This window comes from Streptomyces sp. SM1 (genome assembly GCF_002910825.1).
Lineage (GTDB): Bacteria > Actinomycetota > Actinomycetes > Streptomycetales > Streptomycetaceae > Streptomyces > Streptomyces okerensis.
Genome location: NZ_NEUB01000027.1, coordinates 1 through 1,737 on the forward strand (window position 1 = coordinate 1; position 1,737 = coordinate 1,737).

A 1,737-nucleotide genomic window follows, 5' to 3' on the forward strand; every position below is an offset into this window, starting at 1 on the left:
GCCGGTCGGCGGGAGACATGGGGCGGTGCGGCATGACCGTGGCCTTCCTCGGTTCGACAGGGCGCTGCGCGGACTGAGGCACGTCGGATTCCCCTCGCCGCGTCGCCGTGAGGGGGCGTCGCGCCGGGGAGGAAGTACGACGGGTGGTGACGGAGCGACTACTGAGCCAGCCACACCCTAGGATTCGCACACAATCGAAACAATGATCCCGTCGAACTCTGTGCGTTCTTGATGGCTATTCGGAGCCGGGGTGTCTTCCTCGCGCACGCGTCTCGGAACCCGGTCTGCTCCTGCGTAGAGTGGAGGCAAGGTCGAGCCCTCGAAACCCGCACCGGTGAGAAGAGGCGCGTCATGGATCCATGGCTGATCTGGCTGATCATCGCGGCCGTCCTGGCGGTGGCGGAGATCTTCACCCTCACTGCCGCCCTGGGCATGCTGAGCGCGGCCGCGCTGGTCACCTCCGGCGCCGCCGCGGCGGGGCTGCCGGTGGGGCTGCAGCTCCTGGTGTACGCCCTGGTCGCCACCGGCACGCTGCTGTTCGTGCGCCCCCTCGCCCTGCGCCACATGGTCCAGCCCCAGACCGCGCGGTTCGGCACGGACGCCCTGATAGGCAAGCCCGCCTACGTCCTGTCGGACGTGACGGGCACGGGCGGCAGGGTTCGTATCGACGGCGAGGAGTGGACCGCCCGCAGCTACGACGAAACCCTGGTCATCGAAACGGGAAGAACCGTCGACGTCATAGAGATCAGCGGCGCCACCGCGCTCGTCTACCCCAGGGACTGAAGCCATGGACCTCACCGCCCCTCTCCTCGCCGGCCTGATCATCGCGGTGTTCGCGATCTTCACCGTCGTACGAGCGGTCCGCATCGTGCCGCAGGCACGGGCGCGCAACGTGGAACGGCTCGGCCGCTATCACCGCACCCTCACCCCCGGACTCAGCCTCGTCATCCCCTACATCGACCGCGTGCACCCGCTGATCGACCTGCGGGAACAGGTGGTCTCCTTCAAACCGCAGCCGGTCATCACCGAGGACAACCTGGTCGTCGAGATCGACACCGTGCTGTACTTCCAGGTCACCGACCCGCGCGCGGCCTTCTACGAGATCGCCAGCTTCCTCCAGGCCGTCGAACAGCTCACCGTCACCACCCTGCGCAACGTCGTGGGGTCCATGGACCTGGAGAAGACCCTCACCTCACGGGACACCATCAACAGCCAGCTGCGCGGCGTACTGGACGAGGCCACCGGCAAGTGGGGACTCCGGGTCAACCGGGTCGAGATCAAGGCCATCGATCCCCCGCAGTCCATCAAGGAGGCGATGCAGAAGCAGATGCGCGCCGAGCGGGACAAGCGGGCCGCGATCCTGGGGGCCGAGGGCCAGCGCCAGTCGCAGATCCTCACCGCCGAGGGCGACAAGCAGGCAGCCGTCCTGCGTGCGGAGGGCAACCGGACCGCCGCGATCCTCGAGGCCGAGGGCCAGTCGCGGGCCATCGACGAGGTGTTCCAGGCCGTGCACCGCAACGACCCCGACCCCGGGCTCCTCGCCTATCAGTACCTGCAGGCCCTTCCTCAGCTCGCGCAGGGCGGGGGCAACAACTTCTGGGTGATCCCCAGCGAGATCACCTCCGCGCTCCAGGGCGTCTCCCAGGCCTTCACCGAAGCGCTGCCCCGGTCGCCGGCCACCCGTGAGAAGCCGTCGGCCGACGACAGCACCACCCGGGCCGCCGACGACACGGCGCA

2 protein-coding genes are annotated in these 1,737 nt (G+C 68.6%); both read left to right on the forward strand.

The genetic code is table 11. The features are described 5' to 3' along the window. Nucleotides 1-351: 351 nt before the first annotated feature. Nucleotides 352-783 (forward strand): NfeD family protein, encoded by a 432-nt coding sequence (locus B9S61_RS00555; RefSeq protein ID WP_103540404.1) that lies wholly within the window; start codon nucleotides 352-354, stop codon nucleotides 781-783. Nucleotides 784-787: 4 nt separating this feature from the next. Continuing rightward, nucleotides 788-1,737, forward strand: a 950-nt coding sequence (locus B9S61_RS00560) for an SPFH domain-containing protein (protein ID WP_103540405.1), incomplete at its 3' end; no start/stop codon positions are given.